The sequence below is a fragment of the Stenotrophomonas sp. GW821-FHT01H02A genome, from assembly GCF_059422145.1.
Genome location: NZ_JBWKWI010000009.1, coordinates 160,100 through 180,520 on the forward strand (window position 1 = coordinate 160,100; position 20,421 = coordinate 180,520).

Consider the following 20,421-nt stretch of genomic DNA (forward strand, 5'->3'; position numbering starts at 1 on the left):
CCCTCCGAAGCAATCGTGGTGGTGTGCCGGCTGTACGCCGGCACGCGTTTTCTGTTTTAGAAGCTGTATTTCGTCGTGAACTGCAGGCGGCTGATATCGCCCTTGCGGCCATCCTCGATCTCGCGCACGCCGTACATCAGCTCGGCGCCGACATCGACCTTGGGCAGCGGCGTGTAGAACACGTTGCCGCGGATGCTCTGTACGCTCTTGGTGACCAGCGGGCCGAGGCTGCCGTCGTTGTCGTAATCGCTGCGCGCGTAGATCAGGTTGGTGCGCAGCTTCGGGGTGAAGGCGTGGCGCCAGCCCACGTAGCCGGCCAGCACGCCGGTCGGGTTGAGTTCGTCACGGGCGATGTCATACGCGGTATCGGCGGTGACGCCCAGGCCGATGTAACGCGCGATGCCTTCACCACCGGTGACCTGGTAATGCAGCGTATCGGTCGGGCCCATCACCCACTTGCCGCCCAGGGTGAGGCCGCCGGCGATCTTGTCCGCATCGGCACCGGTGGCCTGGTTGTCGACCTTCAGCTGGCGGACCACGCCGCCGACCCCGAAGGTGCCCCAGTCGCCCTTCCAGCCATAGCGCAGGGTCAGGTCCGGCAGCGCCCCGCGGTCGGAGTTGCTGGCCACGTTGGTCCACACGCCGGTGACCGGGTTGCGGGTACCGGTGAGCAAGGTGGTTTCCGGGTTTTCCAGCGCGACGCTGAAGCCGCCCTGGGTATAGCGGATCTGGGCCTGGCGCACGAAGATCACGCCGTCGGTCGGGCCAACGAAGTCGGCCGCTTCCGGCAGCGAGGCCGCGTCCATGAAGTTCGACCAGGTCTGGCCGGCCATCCAGTTGTTCCAGTACATGTAGGCATGACGCAGGGTCGCACCGTAGGTATTGGTCGCGGTCTGGTTGCCCAGCGAGTTGCCGAAGAAGTCCATCTCGAAGAACGCGCCGGACTTGTTGCCGGCCTCGCTGACGTTGTCGATGCCGAGGTTGAAGCGCGAGAACTTGGCGTGGGCGTTGTAGTCCACGTCCGAGCGCTTGCCGCTGCCGCTACCGCCGGCACCGGCCACCGGGGTCTGGCCCGGCAGGTACAGCGCGCGGCCGGTGGCGTCGTCGGCCAGCTGGCCGTCACCGGTCTGGGTGGCCAGGAAGTCGGCCTTGATGAAGCCGCCGATCTTGACCGTGGTACCCGGCGCGGCGCCCGGGGTGATGGTGGTGACCTGGATCGGCTGCTTGCCGGCCGGCACCGTGGCCGCCGCCGGTTGCTGCGCCTGGACCGTGCGCACGGCGGTGACATCGGTCTGGGCCTGGCTGATCTGGGCCTGCTGTTGCTGCTGGTTGGACAGCAGCAGCTGGACCTGGCGCTCGAGCTCGACGACGCGGGCTTCCAGCGCTCTTTCTTTTGCGGTTTCAGCGAACGCCATGCCTGGCGCGATCAGTGCGACGAACAGGGCGGCGGCCAACGGCCGGCGTGTCGTCCTCAGCAAACGGTGGCTCATGTTGCCCTCTCTCCCGGGTGGCAAAGTGATGCCGCGCGTGGGGCACGGTCGAGCCGAGGGTGCGGCGCGGTGACGCACCGAAGCTATTGGCCATTAGTCGTACTCGCCCCCCGGGGGCGAGTACGACCCGGGCGCCTCCGGCGACCGGCAGGTGCCGAAGGCACCGCGTAGGTACCGACCGTTGGTTGGTACGCAGTGCCTCACGACCAACGGTCGCGCGCTACCGCGGCGAACGGTCATGTGCCACCGGGATCGACGGCCATGTCATATCGGGGTGGACAGCGTTCGACCATGGTCTAACCACCCCGATACCGCGCAGGCGGGTGGATGCGGCAAACTGAGCGGGAGAGGTCGTCGCGTATGCTGCGACCGCACAACCCAAGTCAACGTGCAAGTGAGGGTGCCATGGCTGATCTTTACCCCGTCGACGCCGCGTTCGCCGCGGCATCGCGGATCGACAGGAACACGTACCAGCAGCTCTACCGCGAATCGGTGGAGCATCCGGACGCCTTCTGGGGCAAGGCCGCCGAGCGCCTGGACTGGTTCAAGAAACCAACCCGCATCAAGAACGTCAGCTACCAGCTCGACGATTTCCGCATCAAGTGGTTCGAGGACGGCGAACTCAACGCCAGCGTCAACTGCCTGGACCGCCAGCTCGACAAACGCGGCGACAAGATCGCCCTGCTGTTCGAACCGGACAGTCCCGATGCGCCTGCCCAGGGCGTCACCTACCGCGAGCTGTATGAGCGCACCTGCCGCCTCGGCAACGCGCTGCGCAACCTCGGCGTCAAGAAGGGTGACCGGGTCACCATCTACCTGCCGATGATCGTCGACGCCGCCGTGGCCATGCTGGCCTGCGCGCGTATCGGTGCGATCCACTCGGTGGTGTTCGGCGGCTTTGCGCCGAACTCGATCGCCGATCGCGTCATCGACTGCGGCAGCAAGCTGATCATCACCGCCGATGAAGGACTCCGCGGTGGCAAGAAGATTCCACTGAAAGCCAACGTCGATGCCGCACTGAAGCTGCCCGGCACCACCACCGTGGAAACGGTGCTGGTGGTTCGCCACACCGGCGGCGCGGTGGACATGCAGGCCCCGCGTGACCGTTGGTTCCACGATGTGGTGGACCCGCAGCCGACCGAGTGCGAACCCGAGCGCATGAATGCCGAGGACCCGCTGTTCATCCTCTACACCTCCGGCTCCACCGGCAAGCCCAAAGGCGTGCTGCACACCACCGGCGGTTACCTGCTGTATGCGGCCTACACCCACGAAGCGGTGTTCGACCTGCGCGAGGAGGACATCTACTGGTGCACCGCCGACGTCGGCTGGGTCACCGGCCACAGCTACATCGTGTACGGGCCGCTGGCCAATGGCGCGACCTCGGTGATGTTCGAAGGCGTGCCGAATTTCCCGAACACCTCGCGGTTCTGGGAGGTGATCGACAAGCACCAGGTCACCATCTTCTACACCGCCCCGACCGCCATCCGCGCGTTGATGCGCGAAGGCGATGCACCGGTCAAGCGCACCTCGCGCCGTTCGCTGCGCCTGCTTGGCAGCGTCGGTGAGCCGATCAATCCGGAAGCGTGGCGCTGGTACTACGAAGTGGTTGGCGACAGCCGCTGCCCGATCGTGGATACCTGGTGGCAGACCGAAACCGGCGGCATCCTGATCTCGCCACTGGCCGGCGCGGTCGATCTCAAGCCGGGCTCGGCCACCCTGCCCTTCTTCGGCGTGCAGCCGGCCCTGGTCAACGCCGATGGCGAGATCCAGGAAGGCGCGACCGAAGGCAACCTGATCATCCGTGACTCGTGGCCGGGCCAGATGCGCACCGTCTATGGCGATCATCAGCGCTTCATCGACACCTATTTCCGCACCTACCCGGGCAGCTACTTCACCGGTGACGGCTGCCGCCGCGACGAGGACGGCTACTACTGGATCACCGGCCGCGTGGACGACGTGATCAACGTCTCCGGCCACCGCATCGGCACCGCCGAAGTGGAAAGCGCGCTGGTCTCGCACCCGAAGGTCGCCGAAGCGGCCGTGGTCGGCTTCCCGCACGACATCAAGGGCCAGGGCATCTACGCCTACGTGACCCTGATCGCCGACGAGACCCCGAGCGAGGCGCTGCACAAGGAACTGGTGGCCTGGGTACGCAAGGAGATCGGCCCGATCGCCGCGCCCGATCATCTGCAGTGGGCACCCGGCCTGCCGAAGACGCGCTCGGGCAAGATCATGCGGCGCATCCTGCGCAAGATCGCCGAGAACGCACCGGACCAGCTCGGCGACACCTCGACCCTGGCCGATCCATCGGTCGTGGCGTCGCTGGTGGAAGAGCGGAAAGTGAAGTAAGGGTCGCCACATCGCATTCGCGCTGTCGCTCCCACGGTCCGCAAGCGGACCGTGGGCCCCTTCTCACCATCACCCACACCCCCGCCGCTGCGCGGCTGCCCCCTGACCCAGTGGGCTGTCATCGCGATGCAATCGTTCCGTTACGTCGTGTTACCCCTTTCGCAACATGGCCCCCACCATGACAACCCTCCTGATTGCCGATGACCACCCGCTGTTCCGCGAAGCACTTCGCGGCGCCGTGCAACGCGTCATCCCCGGCGTGCAGCTGTACGAAGCGGACAGCGTGGAAGCGCTGTACCAGCTCGCCGACCAGCACACCGACGCCGACCTGGTCCTGATGGACCTCAACATGCCCGGTGCGCAGGGATTCAACGCGTTGGTCCACATGCGTGCCCTGCACCCGCAGCTGCCGGTGGTGGTGGTGTCCGCGCGCGAGGAGCCCACGGTAATGCGCCGCGCGCTCGACCACGGTGCATTCGGTTTCATCCCCAAATCCGCCGACTCGGACACGATCGGCCATGCCCTGGGCACCATCCTCGATGGCGAGACCTGGGCCCCGCCGGAAGCACACAACGTGCCCCCAACCGGCCGCGAAGAGCGTGAGATCGGCCAGCGCCTGCGCGAGCTGACCCCACAGCAGTTCCGCGTGCTGCAGATGCTCGGCGCCGGTCGCCTCAACAAGCAGATCGCCTACGACCTCAACGTCTCCGAAGCGACGATCAAGGCGCACGTCACCGCGATCCTGCGCAAGCTCGGCGTGACCAATCGCACCCAGGCGGTGCTGATGGCCGGCAAGCTGGCCATCGATGACGAGCAGATCGTGCTGCCGCCGGAAGAGGATTGAGCGCACCGCGCGGATCGGTGGCGTAGAGCCGACCGCTGGTCGGCTGCAGAGCCCGATCACGCCGTGCAGCCGACCAACGGTCGGCTCTACCCGCCTCGGCTTATAGCCAGGGCTATGAAGTCCAGCGTTACCTGCGCAATTCGCGCTGGATGCGCCACGCTGCAGGCCCGGTGCTAAGCTTCGCGTCCCCTTGGGGAGTAGCCGGATTCCTGCTGCAGGAATCGCCCGCATCAACATACTCGGCCAGTGCGCCGTGGTGCGGGCAACCATCGTGGTTGGCGAGACCAGCGGTCCGCGTGCGCAACGACAGGTTGGGCGCGTTCGCGGTCCGTTGCTCGATATCGCCCGACCTGCCGCGTACCCCAATGTCCCCTGTTTCGATCCTGCTGATCGGCTTTGCCATGTCCACCGACGCCTTCGCCGCGGCGATCGGCAAAGGCGCAGCCATGCGCAAGCCACGTTTCTCCGACGCGCTGCGCGCCGGCCTCATTTTCGGTGTCATCGAAGGCATCACCCCGGTGATCGGCTGGCTGCTCGGCCGCGCCGCGCTGCAGTACGTTGAGGCCTTCGATCACTGGATCGCGTTCGGCCTGCTCGGTGCGCTGGGCGTGCACATGATCATCAACGGGCTCCGCCCGGATGACGGTGCCGAGGACGAAGACACCAGCAAGCACCATGGCTTCTGGCGCCTGGCGGTGACCGGTTTCGCCACCAGCATCGATGCGATGGCGGTGGGCATCGGCCTGGCTTTCCTGGACGTGCATATCGGCGTCATGGCCCTGATCATCGGTCTGTGTACGCTGACCATGGTGACCGTGGGGATCATGCTCGGCCGCGTGCTGGGCGGCATGGTCGGCAAGCGCGCGGAAATCATCGGCGGCCTGATCCTGATCATCATCGGCTCGACCATCCTGTACGAACACCTCAGCGGTGCCATGGCCTGACCAGGCACCCGCACGGTCCCGCGGCTAGAGATCGCCGCGGGTGTCGTGGAAGGCGGCCAGGAAGGCGCGCAGCGAAGCCGGCTTGATCGGCTTGGTCAACAACCGGTAGCCACGGTCGCGCGCCATCCGCTTGAGTTCATCGCGGCCATCGGCGGTGAGCAGCGCACCGGGAATCGCGCGGCCCGCCTTCTGGCCCAGCGCCACCAGCGTATCCAACCCATCCAGGCGGTCGTGCAGGTGGTAATCCACCAGCATCACATCCGGCCGCTCGACGACCTTATCAAGTGCCTGGTCGACCGTGCTGGCGGTGATCACCTGCACCTGCCAGCGCCCCAGCAGCGCGCGCATGCCGTCCAGGATTTCCTGGTCGTTGTCCACGCACAACACGCGCATGCCGGCCAATGAATCGGCACGGCTCACCGGGCTCGGTGCCGGCGAGGACGATGACGACGACGACGCGGCCGGCAGCTGCGGCGCAGCGACCAACGGCAGCAGGATCGAGAACATGCTGCCGCTGCCGACCCGGCTGCGGGCGTTGAGGCGGTGGTCGAGCAGGCGCGAGATGCGCTGGCAGATCGACAGGCCCAGCCCCAGCCCCTGTTCGCCCCAGTCGAACGGCTGCTGGTAGCGGTGGAACTCGTCGAAGATTTGCTGCATGTGGTGTTCGGGGATGCCCGGGCCGGTATCCCAGACCTGCAGCTCCACTTCCGGCCCGCGATGGCGCACGGCCAGCACGATGCGGCCCTGCCGCGTATAGCGCAGTGCGTTGGCCAGGAAGTTCTGCAGCACGCGACGCAGCAGGCGGCGATCGCTGCGTACCCAGGCCGGGCGCGCGAACAGATCCATGCGCAGCCCACGCCCGGCGGCGACGGGCGAGTACTGCGCCGCCAGCTCGCGCATCAGCAGGCTGACATCGAAATCGCCGATCACCGGATGCAGGCCGCCGGCGTCCAGGCGGGAGACATCCAGCAGGCCATCCAGCAACTCCTCGGCGGCACGCAGCGAGGCATCCACGCGCTCGGCCAGGTGCCGCTGCTCTTCGTTGTTGTGGTGGCTCTCACGCAGCGCCGAGGCGAACAGGCGCGCCGCATTGAGCGGCTGCAGCACGTCATGGCTGATCGCCGCCAGGAAGCGGGTCTTGGACTGCTGTGCCATCTCGGCCTCGTGCGAGCGCTCGGCGACGCGCTGCTCCAGCGTCTCGTTGGCTTCCAGCAGCGCGCGCTCGGCGTGCTTGTAGTCGGTGATGTCGTTGTAGCTGGTGACATAGCCGCCGCCGGGCAGCGCCTGGCCGCGCATTTCGATCACCTTGCCGTCGCTGCGGGTGCGCTCGAAGATATGCGGCGAACCGGCGCGCATGTAGCCGATGCGGCGGTTGATCTGCACCTCGATGTCGCCCTCGCCCAGTTCACCGCGCTCGGCGTTGTAGCGGATCAGGTCCGCCACCGGGCGGCCGACGTAGAGCATCCCGTCGGGGTACCCGAACATCTGCTGGTAGCGGCGGTTCCAGGCGGTCAGGCGCATGTCCGGGTCGACCACGCTGACGCCGGCACTGATGTTCTCCAGCGTGGTGGAAAGAATCTCGCGGTTGAAGCGCAGCTCCTGCCCGGCTTCGTCGAGCACCGCCACCACTTCCCCCAGGTCCATGCCCGAGCCGCGCAGCAGGCTGGTCAGCAGCAGGCGCGCCGAGGCGGCGCCGATCGAGGCCGCCAGCAGGCGCTCGGTGAACTGCACCCAGGCCCGGTCCGCCGGTGCGGAGGCCTGCAGCTCGCGGTCCATCGACTGCGCCTGCTCGAAGAACGACCGGCGCGCATGGCGGTCACCGACCACCCGCGAGGCCAGCGCCAGCAGATCGCCCACATGCACGTTGCCGGGCCACACGCCGGCCACCGAGGGGCGCTGCGCGTACGGGTCCAGGAACGGCGCGGCACGCAGGCGCTCGTCCACGCCCGGGCGCCAGCGCACCGAGACCAGCACCATCGCCGCGACATTGACCAGCAGCGACCAGAACGTGCCGTGGGTCAACGGGTCCCAGCCGCTCATGCCGAACAGATGCTGCGGCTGCAGCCAGCCGATCCCGAACGGCCCCTGCACCAGCCAGGCCTCGTCCATCCAGCCGGCATGCGTGAGCGCGGGCAACAGCAGCGTGTACACCCACGTGCCGAAGCCGAGCAGCATGCCAACCTCCACGCCCCGGCGGCTGGCGCCGCGCCAGTACAGGCCGCCGATCAGGCCGGGCGCGAACTGCGCCACGGCCGCGAAGGCCATCAGCCCGTAGGAGGCCAGGGTGCTGTCGTTGCTGCTGCCGCGGTAGTAGCTGTAGGCCACCAGGGCCAGCAGCAGGATCGCCGTGCGCCGGATCCACAACACGCGCGAGGCGACGTCGGCCGCCTCCTGGTGATCGCCACTGCGGCGCAGCAGCACCGGCATCACCAGGTCGTTGCTGACCATGGTGGCCAGCGCGATCGAGGCCACGATGACCATGCCGGTCGCGGCCGAGAAACCGCCGACATAGGCGACCAGCGCCAGGAACTTGCGGCCCTCGGCCAGCGGCAGGGCCAGCACCATGCTGTCGTCGGCGACACTGCCACCGGTGCCGAACAGGGTCACGCCGGCGGTGGCGATCGGGATCACCATCGCCGAAATGATCACCAGGTAGGCACCGAACATCCAGCGCGCGCGGCGGATGTCGCGCACGTCGCCACACTCCACCACCGCCACATGGAACTGGCGCGGCAGGCAGATGATCGCCAGGAAGCTGAGCAGCGTCTGCGAGATGAAGCCGACCGGCGGCAGGCCGCTGAACAGCGTATGCGCGGACTCGATCACCGCATCGGTGCGGTCGTTGAGCCACAGGTAGGCGAACAGACCCAGCGCAACCATCGCGATCAGCTTGATCATCGATTCCAGTGCGATCGCCAGCATCATGCCGTGGTGGTGCTCGGTGGCATCCACCTGGCGGGTACCAAACAGCGTGGCGAACAAGGCCATCAGCAGCGCCACGTACAGCGCGGGGTCGGTGAAGAAGCCGGTCGGGCCGACGTTGCCGGTCAGCACCTGCAGGCTCATCGCCACGGCTTTGTACTGCAGGGCCAGGTACGGCACGATGCCGATCAGTGCGATCACCGCCACCAGCGCGGCCAGCCGCCGCGAGCGGCCGAACCGCGAGGAGATGAAATCGGCGATGGAGACGACGTTCTGGCTGCGTGCGATCAGTGCCAGGCGCTCGATGATGCGCCAGCCGAACACCCACAGCAGCAGGGGCCCCAGGTAGATGGGCAGATAGCCGATCCCGTTGCGCACCGCCGTGCCGACCGCGCCGTAGAACGTCCACGACGAGCAGTACACCGCCAGCGCCAGGCTGTAGACCACCGGGCGCAGCCATGGCCGGTCCGGATACATCGGGCGGCGGTCGCCCCACCACGCCACGGCGAACAGCAGCGCGGCGTAGACCACCGAGACCAGCAGCAGGATCCAGCTAGAAACCACAGGGTTGTTTCCGCGAGAGCAGCCCGCAGTGTAGGCCACGACCGTTGGTCGTGGCGCTACAGGGGCGGCCGGCGCCGCTTACTCGGCGGGAACGCCCATTTCCTTCAGCAGTTCCGGCGCCGGGTAGACCTTGGCCAGCAGCCAGCGCAGGTAGCGCATGTCCACGTGCACCGCGCGCTTGAAGCGCGGGTCGAACCACCAGCTGGCGCTGACCGACTCCCAGTTGCTGTCGAAGTTCAGGCCGATCAGTTCGCCCTTGGCGTTGAGCACCGGCGAACCGGAGTTGCCGCCGGTGGTGTCCAGGTTGGTCAGGAAGTTGACCGTCTGGGTCTTCAGCACCGGATCGGCGGTGGAGCCGAAGTCGCCCTTGGCGATCGCGTCCAACAGCGGCTTTGGCGCATCGAACGGATAGGCATTGGTGTTCTTCTCGACGATGCCGGCCACGGTGGTCACCGGGTCGAAATGCACGGCGTCGCGCGGCGACAGCGCTTCGACCTTGCCGTAGCTGATGCGCAGCGTACGGTTCGCATCCGGGTAGACCGCGCGGCCCTGCTTGGCACGCCAGGCAAACAATGCCTGCATGTAGGCCGGGCGCAGGCGCAGCTGCTCGCCTTCGCGGGTCTTGCGTTCGTCATCCAGGCGCAGCTGCGCGGCCACCAGCGGGCCGGCGAGGTCGATCAGCGGATCGTGCGCCAGCGCCTTGCCCTCCTTGGCTGCGGCAAAGCGCGACAGGCGCTCGGCTTCGTCGCCCAGGTGGGTGCTGGCGTACAGCGTGTCCAGGGTCTTGGCCAGCGCGGCCGGGGTACGGCCGAAGGCCGCGTCGAACTCGGGCACGCGCTGGGCGTCGGGCAGCTGCTGGTAACGGGTCAGCAGCGTGGTCAGCAGGGCTTTTTCGATGGCCGGATCGTAGCGGCGCTGGACCTGCTTGAGCACGCCTTCGATCAGCGCCAGATCGCGCTGCTGGTAGCCGCTGTCGCGCTCGGCATCGGGCTTGGCCGATTCGATGCGCAGGCGCTCCAGGGTCAGTGCCGAGCGCAGCAGCTGGCTCTGCGCCGCCATCAGGTCGAGCAGCAGATCGCGCTCGCCCACCGAGGCGCCGCTGGACAGCGAGGTCAGCAGCGACTGGATGTCGCCCTGGTACCGGGCATCGGTGGCCTGCAGCATCGCCGTTTCATCGGCGGCACGCTGGGCCTTGGCGTCGCTGCGCAGCAGGCCTTCCAGCTCACCGGCGGCGCGCTTGCGGTTGTTCTTCAGCGACTGCAGCTGCGAGGCGTAACGAGTACGGGCCTGCGCGTCCTTGGCACTGGCCGACTCGATGGTGTCGATCATCTGCTGGTACACCGACACGCGGCGCGGCAGCACCGCATCGATCTGGCTGGCGAATTCGGCGGCGGTGCGATGGCGGTAGGTGATGCCCGGATAGCCGGCCAGCATCGCGTAGTCGCCGGTCTTCGGGCCGTCGATCGCCATCTTCAGGTGCGCCGGCGGGTGGTACGGCACGTTGTCCACGCTGTACGGCGCGGGCTTGCCATCCTTGCCGACGTAAGCACGCAGCAGGGTGAAATCGCCGGTGTGGCGCGGCCACATGAAGTTGTCGATCTCATCGCCGTAGTTGCCGATCGCGCGTGGCGGCGCGTAGACCAGGCGCACATCGCTCAGCTCGAGCTGGCGGATGCGATAGAAATCGGTGCCGTAGTACATGTCCGCCACGCTGCAGCGGATGTTGCCTTCCTTCTCGCAGTCGGCCACCAGCTGCTTGCTGGCGCGATCCACCGCATCGAAGTACGCCCGCCCGGTCTTGCCGCGCGCATCGCGCAGCACCTCATCGGTGACCTTGTCGAACCCGACCGTGACCAGCACGCGGAAATCCGGATTGGCCGCGCGCTCGTCGCTGCGGCCCTTGGCGATGAAGCCCTCGTTGATCAGGTTGTGCTCGGGCGAGGTGTTGTACTGGATCACGCCCATGGCGACATGGTGGTTGGTCAGCAGCAGCCCGTCGTCGGAGACGAACGAACCGGTGCCGCCACCGGCCCGCACCACCGCGCTCAACGGCGGCGCGGTGACATTGGCCAGGTCGCCCGGGTTGCCCTTGAAGCCGGCCGCCTTCAGCGGTTTGGCCAGGTCCGGCAGCTGGGTCGGCATCCACATGCCTTCGTCGGCATGGGCACCGGCGGCGAGGGTCAGGCCAAGCGCCAGCGCGGCGGTGAGGGGTTTACGTGAAGACATGGGCACTTCCGGTACGTCAGAACAGCCCGAGACCTTAGCCACTGAGGCCCGGCAGGGCAACGGCCGATGGTCAGGGGCACCTGACCACCGTCCGCGGCTTACTTCTCCCGCCGCCAGTTCAGCGACCCGCGGTTCTCCACCGTGCTCGATTCCAGCTCCACATCGAAACCGCGGCGCAGCAGGTACTTCAGCGTCAGTACCGATCCACTGCCGACCAGCGAGACGCCGTAGCCGATGTACAGCTTGGGCGAGATGTACTTGCCGAAGCCGATCACCGAGCCGCCCAGCGCGCGCGACTGACTCACGCCGGCGTCGTCCAGGCCGAGCTTGGCCCCCAGCTGGGAAGCGAGCAGGCCACTGCCGGCCGACAGCGCCGCCGAGGCCGCGTTGACCTGCTGGGCCTGGTCGCTGCTGGCCCCGGTGAGGCTGCGGCCCAGCACCAGGTAGGCCAGTGCTTCGGACTGCGACATCGCCGGGTCCGACCACACGTCCACGCGCGGCGACTGCGCCCGGCCGGTCACATCGATGCCGGCGGTGATGTCGCCGACAGTACGCTGGGCCCGGATGTTGATGCGCGGATCGGAGACCGCGTTGTAGTTCCAGTTCAAGTTGCCGCGGGTAATGGTCAGGTCCTGGCCGTAGGCCTTGTAGCGGCCACTGACTTCGAGCCCGCCGTTGGCGGTCATCTCGCGTCCGGGGCGCGCCCACACCTGCATCTTGCCGGTCAGCGCGCCCTTCAGCCCGAACCCGGCCATCTTGACCTGGTCGCCCAGGCTGACGGTCAGGTCCATGTCCAGCGGCGAGCTGGGGCCTTCTTCCGGATCGACCGGGTCCAGCACCACCACGTCTTCGGAAACCGACGTACCGCGGTCCAGGCGCTCCAGGTCCAGGTCCGCTTCGGGCACATGCACCGTGCCACGCAACTGCATCGTGCTGCCCGCCAGGGTGAAGTCGAGGTTGGGGTTGGCCACCACGCGCAGTTCGCTGGTGTTGGCCAGCAGCACGTTCTCACCGTGGATATGCAGCTGCAGCGGCTGTGCGTCGCCGAACCAGGACAGCCCGCCATCGACATACAACGTGCCCTTGCCGGAGTTGGCCTGGGCGGTGATCTTGGCCGAGCCGTCCGGCTGCGCGGTGAAGCTGCCCTTGCCCTCGGCGAAGGTCAGCCCCAGCGCGGGGAACTCGCCGTTGAACTTGCTCAGCGTGGCTTCGCCGCCGAGCGAAGGCGTGCCGCGGGTGCCACGCAGGCTGACGTGGCCTTCGATCAGCCCGGTCGGACGCACGATATCCGGCGAGAACAGTTCGAGCCAATACAGCCGCGCGATGTTCATGTAGAGCTCGCCGGTCAGCGGTGCGTTCGCATCCCAGCCGGTCTGCACCTTGGCATCGACGAAGCCGTCGCCCTGGAAGCCGACACCGAGCTTGGCGTTGATCTGCTGCGGGGTCATCTCCAGGTTCACCGAGAACTGATCGTAGCGCACCAGTTCGCCACGCGCGTTGTCGCCCAGGCGCACGCCGCCTTCGCGTGAGGTGACCGAGGCGCTGCCTTCCCACGCGTTGCCGCGCGGGCGGATGCGCCCGTCCAGATTCACTTCACCGCGCAGGAAGATGCGGCGGCCGGACTGCGGCGGCAACCAGGGCTGCACCAGCGACAGCGGCAATGCATCGCCGCGCACGAGCAGGCCTTCGCGCGGCCAGTTCGCGCTGGCGCACAGCGCACCGCCGGTGGCGGCCCCCAGGCAGGCATCGCTGAGGGTGAAGTTGCTGCCCTGCACGCTGAAGGTAGCCGGTGCGCGCAGGCTCCAGGCATCGCCCTTCATCGGGGCGATGCGCAGCGCGGTCAGGTCGCCGCGCCAGCTCTGGCCCTGCTGGCGCACGCCGCCCTGCAGCGCGACGGCACCGAGTTCGTTTTTCGTCTGCGCATCCACGCGCAGGTTGGACAGGCTGCCGCGGGCATCCACGTTGAGCGTGTCCAGCAGCATGCCCACCTGCACCTTGCTGCCCTGCACCGCCAGCGTGCCGCTGTCGCCCTGCCATGGCAGGCGGCCCTTGATGCTGATCGCCTCGGCGCTCCAGTCGTCCCAGCGCAGGCCATTGCCGACCAGATCGGCGGTGATGTCCGGTGCGGTACGTGCGCCCTTGATCAGCACGTGGCCGCGCAGGCTGCCGGTGCTGTTGGGCAGCAGGTCAGCCAGTTGCACCGGCTCCAGCTGCGCATCGATATCCAGCCGGTCACCGACCGAGCCCTTGGCGGTCAGCCGGCTGTTGCCCAGCGCGAGCTTGAGGTTGCCCTCGCCCTGCTGCCCGCGCAGCGCGAACCTGCCCTGCGCATCCAGCGCGCGCTTGCGCAGCGTGCCCTTGATGCCCGGCACATCGACGGTGGCTTCATAGCTGCCGGCGGTACCGGCTGGGCTGCCCGCGGGCGGTGGCAACTGGCGGCCCTTGGAGGCGAACGAGCCGGACAGCTTGCCGTCCCAGCCCGGCGCGAAATAACCCGGATCGAAACCGGCCAGCTTGGCGGCCACGTCCCAGTCCAGCTGCGGTGCCCAGGCCACCTGGCCGCTGACATCCAGCGAGCCGCCCGGCGTGCTGGCCTGCAACTGTTTGATCACGGCGGCCTGGTCGTTGCCGCGTACGTCGAACCGCAGATCGGCCACCTGTTTCTCGCGTTCAACCGAGGCACGGCCAACCGCCGCCCACGCCTTCAGCGTGCCGGCCAGGCCCATGCGCGCTTCTTTGAGCGTCACCGGCACCGGCGCAGCGGCGCCCGGAGTGGTCGTATCGGCCGCAGGCACGAAGGTCAGGTCGTTGGCGACGATGGAGAAGCGCAGGCTGGCGTTTTCCTTGTCGGTGAAATCAGCGATGCCTTCCAGCCGCGCCTGTCCACCGAAGCCCTTCACCTGCAGCGGCGACACGGTCAGTACCTGGTCGGCCAGGCCGACCTTGGACGGCGCCAGTTCCACCGCGATGTCGCCCTGCTTGAAGCTGCCCTGCAGATTGGCCTGGCCGCCCTTGCCGTCGGCCTGCACATCCAGCGCCATCGGCGTGCTGGTGCTGGCGTCCATCCCCGGCACCAGCAGGGCCAGGTCGAGTTCCTTGCTGCGTGCGGTGAGTTTCCAGACCGGATCGGTGCGGCCATCAAAGACCAGGCTGGCCTGCAGCGGCGCCGGTGCGTTGCCGGCGATCGCCACTTCCATGTGCCCCAGGTCGCCGCGCGCGACCAGCCCCAGCCGCGCCGGGGTACGCCCGCGCGGGGCCGGCATCAGTGCGCCGAGGGTGATGTCGGTGTCGTAATCGCTGCGTGGCAGATAACGACCGTCCACGCGGAAATCGCCCATGTCGCTGTCGACCTTGAGCTGGGTCGCGCGGAATTCGCCATTGGCGATCTCCACGCCACCGCGCACCTTGGCGATGTCGATCAGCGGCTGCTGCGCCTGGGTGATACGGAAGCCATCGATGATGATCGTATCGGCCTGGATCGCCAGCGGCATTTCGATCTGCGGCAGCGAATCCGGCCACGAGGGCAGCTCGAACGGCTCATCGCTCTTGGCCAGGTTCAGCGTCGCGTTCTTGATCTGCAGCGCATCGAGCTGCAGCTTGCGGCCCAGCAGCGGGCGGATGTCCGGATCCAGATAGGCGCGCTCGGCGGTGAAATGGATGTCGTCGTAGCGGAAGTCCAGATCGTGCAGCACCAGCGGCCCGGCGACGGGACCATCCACCTTGCTCCACGTCAGCGACGCACCGACCGGCAACCGTGCGACCACCTGGGCCAGCAGCACATCGCGGCCGGCCACGGTCTGCAGCAACCAGTACACCAGCAGCAGGGCCAGCAGCACCAGGCCGAGCACGGTGAAGCCGGACCACGCCCAGAAGCGGCGCCTGCGGTAGAAGCGCACGCGCGGCGGCGGTGGGGTGGCGGGTGCGGACGGCGTCGGTGTGCTCACAGGTCCGCTCCGATGTTCAGGTACAGCTGGAACTGCGAATCCGGGTTGTTCAGGCCATGCGCGATGTCCACGCGCACCGGGCCCACCGGCGATTTCCAGCGCACGCCGAAGCCCACGCCGGTATGCAGGTCGATGGTGTTGTCGAACGCGCTGCCGGTGTCCACGAACACGGCCGCGCCCCACGGCCCGCCCTTGAAGTAATGCTCATACTCGGCCGAGCCGACCACCAGGTTTTTCGCGCCGAGCGCGTACTTGTCCGGCGGTGCGGTGCGCGGGCCGACTTCGCGGAAGGCATAACCGCGGATGCTGCGGTCGCCGCCGGCGAAGAAGCGCAGGCTCGGCGGCATCGCGACCAGATCGCTGGTCCAGGTGGTGCCGCCTTCGCCGCGCAGGATCAGGCGGTCGGTGTCACCGATCGGCACATACCAGCGCAGCACCATGTTGGCCTGCACGAAGCTGGTGTCCGAGCCGGCGCCTTCGATGCCGCCACGCAGGGTCGCGCTGCCACTCAGGCCGCGGCGCGGGAACATCTCATCGTCGACGTTGACGTAGTCGGCCACCAGCTGCGGGTAGACCAGCGTGGAGGTGTTGTAGACCGCATCGGTGAACTCGGTGCCCGAGGCATAACGCCAGCGCTCGCGCAGGGCGTTGATCGAGGCGATCGCGGTCCAGTTCTCGTTGATCTCGCCGCTGCGGCTGGCCGACAGCTTGAAGTTGCGCAGGTCGATGTAATCGGTCTGCTCGTCATACGCGCTGGCAGTGAACGCGTACCAGCCATCGAGCCAGTTGAAGGCCGGAATGCGGTAGCTGGTGACCAGGCTCTTGCGCTTCTGCGCATAGTCGAGCTGGGTGTTCATCTTGTGGCCGCGACTGTTGAGGAAGCGCCGCTCCAGGCCACCACGCACACCGGCGCCACTCTCGCTGCCGTAGCTCAGGCCGGCGGTGTAGATCGTGCGCTTGGCGCGGGTCAGGTTGACGTCCACCGGCACGTCGCCATTCTCATCGGCCTGGTCCGGGCGCGGCTGGATGTCGATCACGCTGAAGTAATCGAGCTTGGTCAGTGATTCGCGCAGGCGGTCCAGCTTGCCCTCGTGGAAATAGCTGCCTTCGTCCCAGTACACCAGCGGGTCGAACAGCTTGTCGACGAAGTAATCCTGGTGGAAGCGGATTTCGCCCATGTTGTAGCGGCGGCCACTGTCCCAGGTGAGATCGACGTCGGCCGCGTTCTCGGCGCGGGTGATCTGGACCTGGCGCTGGGTGAAATCGGCATCGAAGTAACCACGCTCGGCCAGGCGCCGGGTCACCCGGATCTTGCTGGCTTCGTACTCGGTGTGCTCGAAACGCTGGCCCTTGCGCGGCTTGAAGTTCTCCAGGTCTTCCTGCAGGTACTGGTCCAGCTGGGCCGGGCCGGTGATGTCGATGTGCTCGCGGCGGACCAGGGTCGGCGGACCCTTGTCGACCTGGATCACCACGCGCAGGTTCTCGCCTTCGCGGGGGCTTTCGACGGTGATGGTCGGGTTGTAGTAGCCGAACGGTTCCAGCGCCTCGCGGGTCTGGCGCTCGGCCTGGGACAGCAGATACTCCAGCCGCGACTCGCCCTGGACCTTGCCGATGGTGTCGTACAGGGACAGCGAGACCTCGATGTTCTCGATCATCTCGGCGTCATCGCCCTTGTCCAGTCCTTTGATGTCCACTTTTTCGATGGTCCCGCGCGCATGTGCCACCGAGGCGGTGGCAAGGGACAGGAACATCAGGGGAAGGGCGAATTTCGTTGGCTGCATGGCGACAGCATAACGGGCCATTGCGAGCATGCGAAATCGACGTGGGCGTTTCAGAACGGCGGTGAAGAAGCCGTTAAATTCCGCGAGAACGTGGCGACTGTCGCGCTGGCCCTGATCGATGACAGCACGGTGTCGGACAAAGTCGTCCGCGACAGCCCATGACGCATCCAGCACCCACGATGCGCGACGCGCGGGTGGCACCCCGAAAATGCAGAAGGCGCGAGCAGCCGAAGCCGTCGCGCCTTCTGGTGCGCCTTGGGGCACCGTGCCCCGCGGCGTCAGTTGGACAGGTGTTCGATCGCCGCCACGCTGCCCAGGCGGTCGCCCAGGCGCTTGAGCAGGGCCAGGCGATTGGCACGCAGCGCGGGATCCTCGGCATTGACCATCACCGCATCGAAGAACGCATCCACCTGCGGGCGCAGGCGCGCCAACCGGTTCAACACGCTTACGTAGTCCTTCTGGTGCAGGCTGGCATTGCTGTCATCGATCGCCGCTTCCACCGCTTCGGCCAGTTCGCTCTCGGCCGGCTCTGCCAGCAGCGCCGGGTCGATCATGCCCGGGATCGCGCCCTCGGCCTTGCGCAGGATGTTGCGGATGCGCTTGTTGGCCGCGGCCAGCGCTTCGGCTTCCGGCAGCGCGGCGAACGTGCCGATGGCATCGATGCGGCGGTCGAAATCGTACAGCGAGGCCGGCCTCAGCTCGGCCACCGCGTTGAAGTGCGTGGCCGGCACGCCCTTGTCGGCGTAGTAGCCGCGCAGGCGGTCGAGGATGAAGTCGTACAGGTCCTGCGGCAGCGCCTCGGTCTTGCGCTCGGCACTGGGCTGCACGCCCGCCGGCAGACCGGCGATGGCGGTGGCGACCAGCGCGCGCAGATCCAGCTCGAACCCGCTCTCGATCACCGTGCGGGCCAGGCCCAGCGCGTTGCGGCGCAGCGCGAACGGATCCTTGTTGCCGGTCGGCTTCAGGCCCGCGGCGAAGCCGCCGGCCAGCGTGTCCAGACGCTCGGCGATGGCCAGCACCTTGCCCAGCGGCGACAGCGCGATGTCATCACCACCGAAGCGCGGCTGGTAGGCCTCGTCGATGGCCAGCGCGACCTCGGGCGACTCCCCGCCGACCACGGCGTAATGCCGGCCGGCGATGCCCTGCAGTTCCGGGAACTCATTGACCATGCGCGACTGCAGGTCGTTCTTGGCCAGCACCGCCGCACGCTTGGCCAGCACCGGGTCCACGCCCACCTGCGGCGCGATGGCCTCGGCGAGGGCGGCCACGCGGGCCACCTTGTCGGCCACCGAGCCGAGCTTGGCCTGGTAGGTGACGGTCTTCAGGCCGTCGCCCATCGCTTCCAGGCCCTGCTTGAGATCTTCGTCGAAGAAGAACTTGGCATCGGAGAAACGCGGGCGGATCACGCGCTCGTAGCCCTTGGCCACTTCGGCCACGTCCTTGGACTCGATGTTGGCGATGCCGATGAACTTCTCGGTCAGCTTGCCGCCGGCATCGAGCACCGGGAAGAACTTCTGGTTGATCTCCATCGTCTCGATCAGCGCTTCCTGCGGGACCGCCAGGAACTCGCGCTCGAAACTGCACAGCACCGGCGCCGGCCATTCGACCAGGTTGACCACCTGCTCCAGGTTGTCCGGGGTGATGCGTGCCTGGCCACCGGCCTGGGCGGCTGCCGCGTTGACCTGCTCGACGATGCGCGCGCGGCGCGCGTCGGCATCGACCAGCACCGAGGCGGCCTGCAGCGAAGCGACGTAGTCCTCCGGCGCGCTCAGCCACACGGTCTTGTCATGCATGAAGCGATGGCCACGGCTCATGCGGTCGGCCTTCAGGCCCAGCACCTCGGCCTCGATGATGTCCGGGCCATGCAGCAGCACCAGCCAGTGCACCGGTCGGGCGAAGCCATAGGTGTGGCTGCCCCAGCGCATCGGCTTGGGGATCGGCATCGCCGCGATCGCCTCGCGGAGGATCTCCGGCAGCAGCGTCGCGGTGCGCGCGCCGGCGGTGGTGGAGCGATGCACGAAGCGCTCGCCCTTGGCATCGCTGGTGCGCTCCAGCGCGGTCCAGTCGATCCCGGCCTTGGCCGCGAAACCCTGCAACGCCTTGGTCGGCTGACCCTCGGCATCCAGCGCGATGTTCAGGTATGGGCCCAGCACTTCGCTGTGCTGTTCCGGTTGTTCAACGGCGACGCCGGGCAGCAGCACCGCCAGACGGCGGGGGGTCGACAGCGGCTTGGCATCACCGCGTTCGATGGCCACGCCACGCTTGCTCAGGCCGTCCACGACGCCATCGAAGAAGGCCAGGGCCAGGCCCGGCAGCGCCTTGACCGGCAGCTCTTCGGTACCCAGTTCGATCAGCAGCGGCAGCATCGTGCTCATGCCTGCACCTCCTTGGCGGCGACGGCTTCGAGGCGCTTGGCCTCGTACAGCCTGGCCACGGCCTGGGCCAGCGCGCGCACGCGCAGGATGTAGCGTTGGCGCTCGGTCACGCTGATCGCGCGGCGCGCATCCAGCAGGTTGAAGGCATGGCTGGCCTTGCAGACCTGCTCGTAGGCCGGCAGCGGCAGCCCGACTTCGACCAGCGTCTGCGCTTCTTTTTCACAGGCATCGAAGCGATGGAACATTTCGTCCACGTCGGCATATTCGAAGTTGTAGGTGCTCTGCTCGATCTCGTTCTGCAGGTACACATCGCCGTAGGTGACCGGGGTGCCATCCGGACCGTAGGTCCAGATCAGGTCATAGACGTTGTCGCAGTTCTGCAGGTACATGCACAGGCGCTCCAGACCGTAGGTGATCTCGCCGAGCACCGGCTTGCACTCCAGGCCGCCGGCCTGCTGGAAATAGGTGAACTGGGTGACTTCCATCCCGTTCAACCACACTTCCCAGCCCAGGCCCCAGGCGCCGAGCGTCGGCGATTCCCAGTTGTCCTCGACGAAGCGCAGGTCGTGCACCAGCGGGTCGATGCCCAGCGCCTTGAGCGAATCCAGGTACAGCTGCTGGATGTTGTCCGGGCTCGGCTTCATCGCCACCTGGTACTGGTAGTAGCGCTGCAGGCGGTTGGGGTTCTCGCCGTAGCGGCCGTCGGTCGGGCGGCGCGAGGGCTGCACGTACGCGGCGTTCCAGCTTTCCGGACCGATCGAGCGCAGGAAGGTGGCCGGGTGGAAGGTACCGGCACCGACCTCCAGGTCCAGCGGCTGGATCAGCACGCAGCCCTGCTGCGCCCAATACTGGTTGAGGGTCTGGATCAGGCCCTGGAAAGTGATCGGAACGCTCTTGGTGACGGACATGCGGCGGATTCTTGCCTGCAGGAGGGGTGCGCTAGTATAGCGACCGACCGCACGGGCCTTCCGTGCCTTGGGGA

Annotated in this window: 10 protein-coding genes and 1 riboswitch; of the genes, 3 read left to right on the forward strand and 7 right to left on the reverse strand. The window is 67.4% G+C overall.

Going from position 1 to position 20,421, the window contains the following annotated elements:
• Nucleotides 1-56 precede the first annotated feature (56 nt).
• A complete protein-coding gene (locus tag AC07WC_RS14725) occupies nucleotides 57-1,490 on the reverse strand; it encodes a DcaP family trimeric outer membrane transporter (protein ID WP_495210656.1) in 1,434 nt (477 codons plus the stop codon).
• Nucleotides 1,491-1,895: 405 nt separating this feature from the next.
• Between AC07WC_RS14725 and acs the strand changes: the two genes are divergently transcribed.
• The 3 genes from acs to mntP all read left to right on the forward strand — a co-directional run bounded on the left by acs (nucleotide 1,896) and on the right by mntP (nucleotide 5,627).
• Nucleotides 1,896-3,839, forward strand: a complete 1,944-nt coding sequence (gene acs / locus AC07WC_RS14730; protein WP_495210657.1) for an acetate--CoA ligase — start codon at nucleotides 1,896-1,898, stop codon at nucleotides 3,837-3,839.
• Between the two features lie 178 nt (nucleotides 3,840-4,017).
• Nucleotides 4,018-4,683 (forward strand): response regulator transcription factor, encoded by a 666-nt coding sequence (locus tag AC07WC_RS14735; protein ID WP_495210658.1) that lies wholly within the window; start codon nucleotides 4,018-4,020, stop codon nucleotides 4,681-4,683.
• A gap of 186 nt (nucleotides 4,684-4,869) precedes the next feature.
• Nucleotides 4,870-5,033, forward strand: a riboswitch (yybP-ykoY riboswitch).
• A gap of 15 nt (nucleotides 5,034-5,048) precedes the next feature.
• Entirely contained in the window at nucleotides 5,049-5,627 is a 579-nt protein-coding gene (gene mntP / locus AC07WC_RS14740; RefSeq protein WP_495210659.1) for a manganese efflux pump MntP, read from the forward strand.
• A gap of 24 nt (nucleotides 5,628-5,651) precedes the next feature.
• On the opposite strand, the gene AC07WC_RS14745 is transcribed toward mntP, so the two are convergent.
• The 6 genes from AC07WC_RS14745 to glyQ all read right to left on the reverse strand — a co-directional run bounded on the left by AC07WC_RS14745 (nucleotide 5,652) and on the right by glyQ (nucleotide 20,347).
• Entirely contained in the window at nucleotides 5,652-9,113 is a 3,462-nt protein-coding gene (locus AC07WC_RS14745) for a hybrid sensor histidine kinase/response regulator (protein WP_495210660.1), read from the reverse strand.
• A 78-nt stretch (nucleotides 9,114-9,191) separates the two neighbouring features.
• Complete coding sequence (locus tag AC07WC_RS14750; protein ID WP_495210661.1) at nucleotides 9,192-11,339, reverse strand: S46 family peptidase; 2,148 nt, start codon at nucleotides 11,337-11,339, stop codon at nucleotides 9,192-9,194.
• A gap of 98 nt (nucleotides 11,340-11,437) precedes the next feature.
• A complete protein-coding gene (locus tag AC07WC_RS14755; protein WP_495210662.1) occupies nucleotides 11,438-15,283 on the reverse strand; it encodes a translocation/assembly module TamB domain-containing protein in 3,846 nt (1,281 codons plus the stop codon).
• Entirely contained in the window at nucleotides 15,280-17,085 is a 1,806-nt protein-coding gene (locus AC07WC_RS14760; protein WP_495210663.1) for an autotransporter assembly complex protein TamA, read from the reverse strand. The genes AC07WC_RS14755 and AC07WC_RS14760 overlap by 4 nt, the downstream gene beginning before the upstream one ends.
• A gap of 257 nt (nucleotides 17,086-17,342) precedes the next feature.
• Nucleotides 17,343-19,439: a glycine--tRNA ligase subunit beta gene (gene glyS, locus AC07WC_RS14765; protein ID WP_495210664.1), complete on the reverse strand. Its 2,097-nt coding sequence runs from the start codon at nucleotides 19,437-19,439 to the stop codon at nucleotides 17,343-17,345.
• Nucleotides 19,436-20,347: a glycine--tRNA ligase subunit alpha gene (gene glyQ / locus AC07WC_RS14770; RefSeq protein WP_495210665.1), complete on the reverse strand. Its 912-nt coding sequence runs from the start codon at nucleotides 20,345-20,347 to the stop codon at nucleotides 19,436-19,438. Before glyQ ends, glyS begins: the two co-directional genes overlap by 4 nt.
• Nucleotides 20,348-20,421 lie beyond the last annotated feature (74 nt).